General features: G+C 67.0%; 6 protein-coding genes. 2 read left to right on the top strand and 4 right to left on the bottom strand.

Translation table 11 applies throughout. The features are described 5' to 3' along the window. Positions 1 to 490: 490 nt before the first annotated feature. Both WDC87_RS10195 and WDC87_RS10190 read right to left on the bottom strand, forming a co-directional pair. Complete coding sequence (locus WDC87_RS10195; RefSeq protein ID WP_061479605.1) at positions 491 to 1315, bottom strand: AraC family transcriptional regulator; 825 nt, start codon at positions 1313 to 1315, stop codon at positions 491 to 493. Next, a complete protein-coding gene (locus tag WDC87_RS10190) occupies positions 1312 to 2016 on the bottom strand; it encodes a VIT family protein (RefSeq protein ID WP_072167623.1) in 705 nt (234 codons plus the stop codon). The genes WDC87_RS10195 and WDC87_RS10190 overlap by 4 nt, the downstream gene beginning before the upstream one ends. A gap of 152 nt (positions 2017 to 2168) precedes the next feature. Between WDC87_RS10190 and WDC87_RS10185 the strand changes: the two genes are divergently transcribed. Further along, the gene (locus WDC87_RS10185; protein ID WP_252745074.1) at positions 2169 to 3533 is read left to right on the top strand and encodes a glutamate--cysteine ligase; all 1365 of its coding nucleotides are present in this window, start codon (positions 2169 to 2171) and stop codon (positions 3531 to 3533) included. Between the two features lie 91 nt (positions 3534 to 3624). Here WDC87_RS10185 and WDC87_RS10180 read toward each other — a convergent pair whose 3' ends face one another. Next, entirely contained in the window at positions 3625 to 4683 is a 1059-nt protein-coding gene (locus WDC87_RS10180) for an NAD(P)-dependent alcohol dehydrogenase (protein WP_061479602.1), read from the bottom strand. Positions 4684 to 4790: 107 nt separating this feature from the next. Here WDC87_RS10180 and WDC87_RS10175 point away from each other — a divergent pair, with 107 nt between their 5' ends. After that, on the top strand, positions 4791 to 5675 hold the full coding sequence (locus tag WDC87_RS10175) for a LysR family transcriptional regulator (protein WP_061479601.1): 885 nt from the start codon (positions 4791 to 4793) through the stop codon (positions 5673 to 5675). 112 nt (positions 5676 to 5787) lie between these two features. Here the strand turns inward: WDC87_RS10175 and WDC87_RS10170 are convergent, their stop codons facing one another. After that, complete coding sequence (locus WDC87_RS10170) at positions 5788 to 6204, bottom strand: VOC family protein (RefSeq protein WP_088497890.1); 417 nt, start codon at positions 6202 to 6204, stop codon at positions 5788 to 5790. Positions 6205 to 6267 lie beyond the last annotated feature (63 nt).

Below are 6267 nucleotides of genomic sequence, written 5' to 3'. Positions count from 1 at the left end.
ACGGCTTTGACCGATGTGGAGGTCTTGCAGGCCTCTTTGGCGACCTGCAGTTTGAAACGCGCGTCGTATCTGTTCATGTATCCCTCGGGGTTGGATCTGATGTCCAACTCCCGGGGGTCACTTCACCATGGGGGCTTGGCCGCGGCATCCATGCCGCGGACACTCCCGCAACCGGACCCACCCCGCCTTCGACAGTTTTCCGTGATCTGTTGGAAATTCTCTTGGGGTCAGATCGATTTCGATGTCTGACAGATGTGTCGACCAAGGTCGACACCTACCAACAGCCGCGACGATCTGTCAGAGGTGGGGCGGTGTCGGAGTGCGGGGTGTCAGCCGCATGGATGCGGCTGCCAAGCCTACAGGGACGTACTTGCGGCGTCCCCGCACTCCGACACCGTCCCGCCACCTCACGGAATGCACGCTGTTGCTGTTGCTTCGGCTGTTGCCGTCGCGTCTGCAGGTGCAGGGCTGCAAGCCCTGCCGAACCCCCTCAAATGTCTGTGGGAGCCAGCCCGTACTGCTCGGCGAAGCGCTTGCTGAAACTGGCCGCAGACCGGTAGCCCGCGCGTGCGGCCACGGTCTTCAGCGGCAGGTCGGTGGTGTAGAGCAACTGCATGCCATGCGCCAGCCGGGCCTCGGTGAGCAGCTGGCGCAGGCTGGTGTCCTCGGCGGCGAGCCGACGGCGCAGGGTCGCGCCGCTCAGCGCGAACAGCGCTTCCACATCACGCGATTGCCAGTCGCGAGCCGGTTCGGCGGCGATGCGGTCGCGGATCTGTTCGCCCAGGCTCGGCGCCTGCGGCAGCAGCAGGTTGCCGTGGCCCTGCCGGCACAGGGTCAGTACCAACGAGGCCAGGGCCAGCCGCGCTTCGCTGTAACGGCCGTCCTGCAGTGATTGCCGCCACTGGCGCAGCACCACGCCATGATCGATCAACGGCAGTCGCGCCATCGCATGACCGGCGGCGGGAAGCTCCCCGCTCCACAGCGTACGTGCGGCCGCCAGCACTTCGGCACACAGCGGCACGATGGCGCTGAGGTAGCGGCCACTGCGTGGGTCGGGGGTGTTGACCACATCGATGCGGCAGCGCTGGGTCAGCAGCAGGATGTCGCCGGGGATGAACTCCAGCGACTGGTGCGCGGTACGCACCTGCTTGCGGCCTTCCAGCAGGATCGCGAACTGCGGTTGTGGAATCTCCACCGAGCTGGCGCCATGTTCGCGCCGAGCGGTGATGCACGCATAACCTTCGGCGCGTGCGCAGCCGGCCAGGCTGGCCATCTCGGCCAGCAGTGCGGTGGCCGGTGGCAGCATGGCGGTCATGACACGTGGGCACCGAACAGGCGACCGACGCCGGCCGCCGCGGCCATCGCCAATGCGCCCCAGAACATCACCCGGATCGCGCCGCGAACCGGCGGTGCGCCGCCGGCCCTGGCCGCCACTGCGCCGGTCAGGCACAGGCCGAGCAGGGTACTGGCCGTGGTCATCAGTGCGACCCTGTCGACCGGTGCGAGCAGGGCGGTCAGCACAGGCAGCACCGCGCCGCAGGTGAACGCACCGGCCGAGGCCAGCGCTGCCTGCAGCGGGCGGGCGCGCAGGGTATCGGTGATGCCCAGTTCGTCGCGGGCGTGGGCACCCAGCGCATCATGGGCGGTGAGCTGTTCGGCCACCTGCCGTGCCAGCGCAGGCTCCAGGCCGCGGTGGCGGTAGATCGAAGCCAGCTCCTCCAGCTCGCTGTGCGGATTTTCGCGCAGCTCGCGCCTTTCCATTGCCAGGTCTGCGTCCTCGGTGTCGGCCTGGGTCTGTACCGAGACGTACTCGCCGGCGGCCATCGACATCGCGCCGGCCACGGTGCCGGCCACGCCGGTGGCGAGGATGGTGGTAGCGGAGGCGCCGCCGGCGGCCACGCCGACCACCAGGCCGGCCACCGAGACGATGCCATCATTGGCGCCCAGCACGGCGGCACGCAGCCAGCCGACGCGCTCGGAGCGGTGCAGTTCGGGGTGTCGTGAATGGCGGCTCATGACGTTGAGTGTACGAGGGTCAAGAGGGCGTCGGTAGGATGCTGAAACCCGTCACCGTCGCATGACGCAACGAGGTGCCACGCTATAGTGCGCCCTTGCGATGGAAGGCCGCGAGCCCCACATCCCCCGCCACCGTCCAGCGAGCCTTCCCCTTGTCGAGCCCCAGCCACGTCGCCGATACCCCCATTACCGACCGCTCGCAGCTGGTGGAGGTGATCGCCTCCGGCGAGAAGCCCCGCGCGCAGTGGCGCATCGGCACCGAGCACGAGAAGTTCGGGTTCCGCCTGGATGACCTGCGCCCGCCGACCTTCGAGGGGGAGCGCGGCATCGAAGCACTGCTCAACGGTCTGGTCCGCTTCGGCTGGGAGCCGGTACAGGAGAATGGCTGCACCATCGCCCTGCTGCGCGATGGGGCCTCGGTGACGCTGGAACCGGCCGGCCAGCTGGAGCTGTCAGGTGCGGCGCTGGAGACCATCCACCAGACCTGCGTGGAGACCGGCACCCACCTCAACGAAGTGGCGCAGGTGGCCGGCGAACTGCAGCTGGGCTTCCTCGGCATGGGCTTCCAGCCGAAGTGGAAGCGCGATGAAATGCCGTGGATGCCGAAGGGCCGCTACAAGATCATGCGCGCGTACATGCCCAAGGTCGGTTCGCTGGGCCTGGACATGATGACCCGTACCTGCACGGTGCAGGTGAACCTGGACTACGCCACCGAAGCGGACATGGTGAAGAAGTTCCGCGTGTCCCTGGCGCTGCAGCCGATCGCCACCGCGCTGTTCGCCGATTCGCCGTTCACCGAAGGCAAGCCGAACGGCTACCTGAGCTATCGCTCGCACATCTGGACCGACACCGACGCCGACCGCACCGGCATGCTCGACTTCGTGTTCGAGGATGGATTCGGCTACGAGCGCTATGTCGATTACCTGCTCGACGTGCCGATGTACTTCTCCTATCGCGACGGCACCTACCACGACGCCAGCGGGCAGAGTTTCCGCCACTTCATGCAGGGCAAGCTGCCGGTGCTGCCGGGCGCGTTGCCGACACTGCGCGACTGGTCGGACCACATGACCACCGCGTTTCCGGAAGTGCGCCTGAAGAAGTACCTGGAAATGCGCGGCGCCGATGGTGGCCCGTGGAGCCGCCTGTGTGCGCTGCCGGCGTTCTGGGTGGGCCTGCTGTACGACGACACTGCGCTGGACGCTGCCTGGGACCTGGTGCGTGACTTCACCCAGGCCGAGCGCCATGCGCTGCGTGACGGCGTGCCGAAGCATGCAATGAACCTGCCGTTCCGCAACGGCACGGTGCGCGACCTGGCCCGGGAAGCGGTCAGGATTTCCGTGGAAGGCCTCAAGCGCCGTGCTGCGCGCAATGCCGATGGCCAGGACGAGAGCAAGTTCCTGGACGTACTGCAGGAGATCGTCGAATCCGGCCTGACCCCGGCCGAGCGCAAGCTGGCGCTGTTCCATGGCCGCTGGCATGGTGACGTCGATCCGGTGTTCCGCGAGTTCGCGTACTGACCGTCATGCGGGGTTGCCGGCCAGCGGCCGGCACTACCAGAAGAAAAACCCCGGCATTGCCGGGGTTTTTCATTTCCACATCTGCCTTGGCTCAGGCCGCGTTCTTCAACGTCGCCATGTCGATCACGAAGCGGTAGCGCACATCGTTCTTCGCCATGCGCTCCCAGGCTTCGTTGACGTTCCTGATGTCGATCATCTCCACATCGCTGACGATGCCGTGCTCGGCACAGAAGTCCATCATTTCCTGGGTTTCGGCCATGCCGCCGATCGCCGAGCCGGTCAGGTGCTTGCGGCCGAAGATCACGCTGCCGCCGGTCAACGGCGGGTCCAGTTCGGTCAGCACGCCCACCAGGCACATGGTGGCTTCGCGCTTGAGCAGGCCCATGTACGGATTGGTGTCATGGCTGACCGGGATGGTATTGAGCAGGAAGTCGAAGCTGCCGGCGTGCGCCTTCATCTGCGCCGCATCGCGCGAGACCAGCACCTCATCGGCGCCCAGGCGCTTGGCATCGGCGCCCTTTTCCGGGGTGGTGGTGATCATCACCACGTGCGCACCGAGCGCCTTGGCGAACTTCACGCCCATGTGGCCGAGGCCGCCGAGGCCGATCACGCCGACCTTCTGGCCCGGGCCGACCTTCCAATGGCGCAGCGGCGACCACGTGGTAATGCCGGCGCACAGCAGCGGTGCGGCCGCCTTCAGGTCGAGGGTGTCGGAGACCTTCACCACGAAGCGCTGCTCTACCACCACGTGGTCGGAATAGCCGCCGTAGGTCGGTGCGCCGCTTTCGCGTTCACGGCCGTTGTAGGTCCAGGTCGCGCCCTCGGCGCAGTACTGCTCCAGGTCGTGCTGGCAGGCGTCGCAGTGGCGGCAGGAGTCGACCATGCAACCCACGCCGGCGTGGTCGCCGACCTTGAAGCGGGTGACGTTGCTGCCGACCTCGGTGACGCGGCCGATGATCTCGTGGCCCGGCACCATCGGGTAGATCGAGCCACCCCAGTCATCGCGGGCCTGGTGCAGGTCGGAGTGGCAGATGCCGCTGTAGAGGATCTCGATGCGCACATCGTCGGGACCGACCGCACGGCGTTCGAACTCATAGGGGACCAGCGGAGCAGTATGGGAATGGGCGGCGTAACCACGGGCGAGGGACATGGGGAATCCTTGGCAGGGTTTATCGAAAGGCGCTTTACAATACGCCGCGTTCCCAATGGCAAGAAGCGTGGATATCGGCATGATTCATCAAGTGAAACTGCACAATCATGGCCACTGACAACCTTTCCCACCTGGCCGCGTTCGCGGCGGTTGCCCGCCACCGCAGCTTCCGCCGCGCTGGCGCCGAGCTGGCGCTGTCGACCTCGGCGGTGAGCTATGCGATCCGCGCGCTGGAAGAACGACTGGGCGTGGGCCTGTTCCACCGCACCACGCGCAGCGTGGCCCTGACCGAGGCCGGGCAGCGCCTGCTGGAGCGCTTGCAGCCGGCGCTGGGGCAGGTGCATGACGCGTTGGAAGAAATGAACCACTTCCGCGCCGCCCCGGCCGGCCTGCTGCGCATCAACGCCACCCGCGCGGCGGTGGCGACCCAGCTGCGGCCTCGGCTGGCGCGCTTCCTGCACGCTCATCCCGACGTGCGGGTGGAGCTGACCGAAAATGATGGGCTGGTCGATATCGTCGCCGAGGGCTACGACGCGGGCGTGCGCCTGCACGAGTTCGTGCCCGAGGACATGGTGGCGGTGCCGATGGGGCCACCGCTGCGCGGGCTGATCGTCGGCTCGCCGGATTACCTGCGGCGGCATCCGGCGCCGCTGCATCCGCGCGACCTGGCCGCGCATGAATGCATCCGCTTCCGCTTTGCCAGCGGGCATCTGTACAAGTGGCAGTTCGAGCGCGGTGGGCAGGCGCTGGAAATCGACGTGCCCGGACGGCTGACGCTGAGCGAGCAGGGCACCGTGGTCGGCGCGGTGCTTGATGGCATCGGCCTGGCCTACGTGCTGGAAGACACCGCGCGGCCGTACATCGAATCGGGGCAGATGGTGGCGGTGCTGGAAGACTGGAGCGAACCGTTCGCCGGGTTTGCGCTGTACTACCCGAAGCAACGGCAGATGCCCGGTGCGTTGCGTGCGTTCGTGGATATGTTGCGGGAGTGAGGTGCTGCAGGAGTGCCGACCAACGGTCGGCATCTACCGGATGGCGTCCACCAGGACCAGACCAGTAGATCCGCGCCATGCGTGGATTGGCGCCCGCAATGCAGACGGCAATTCACTCGACCAGCGCGTCGTAGCCTTCGCCACTGAACTGGATCAGGCAGAAGCCGTGCCCGAACGGATCGGCCAGCACGGCGATACGGCCCCAGCGGCGCTCGCGCACCGGTTGCTCGAGCATCGCCCCGGCCGCGACCGCACGCATCAACGCGGCGTCGATGTCCTCCACCACCCAGTCCAGGTGCAGCGGGGTCCAGTGGCGCTCGTAGTCACGCACGTCGCCGTCTTCGGTGGCGGCGCTGCCGGCGTCGTTCTGCAGTAGGTACAGTGGCGTGGGTCCACCGAGCAGTTCCACCGCGCCGGGGCCGAGCCGACGACCGATGCGCAATCCAAACGCGGCCAGGTAGAACGTTTCGGCGGCGGCCAGGTCGGGCACGTCGATGTTGATGATGAAGTTGCGGGCAGTGGCGTTCATGGCAGTGATTTCCTGCATCCGGTGGTTGCAGTCTAGTCCCGCCACCTGTTGCTGCCGGTTCAT

Source organism: Stenotrophomonas maltophilia group sp. Smal12, assembly GCF_037079935.1.
In the GTDB taxonomy this organism is placed as follows: Bacteria; Pseudomonadota; Gammaproteobacteria; order Xanthomonadales; family Xanthomonadaceae; genus Stenotrophomonas; species Stenotrophomonas sepilia.
The sequence above is the reverse complement of the archived record's forward strand: the minus strand, read 5'-3'. Positions and strand labels throughout refer to the sequence as shown.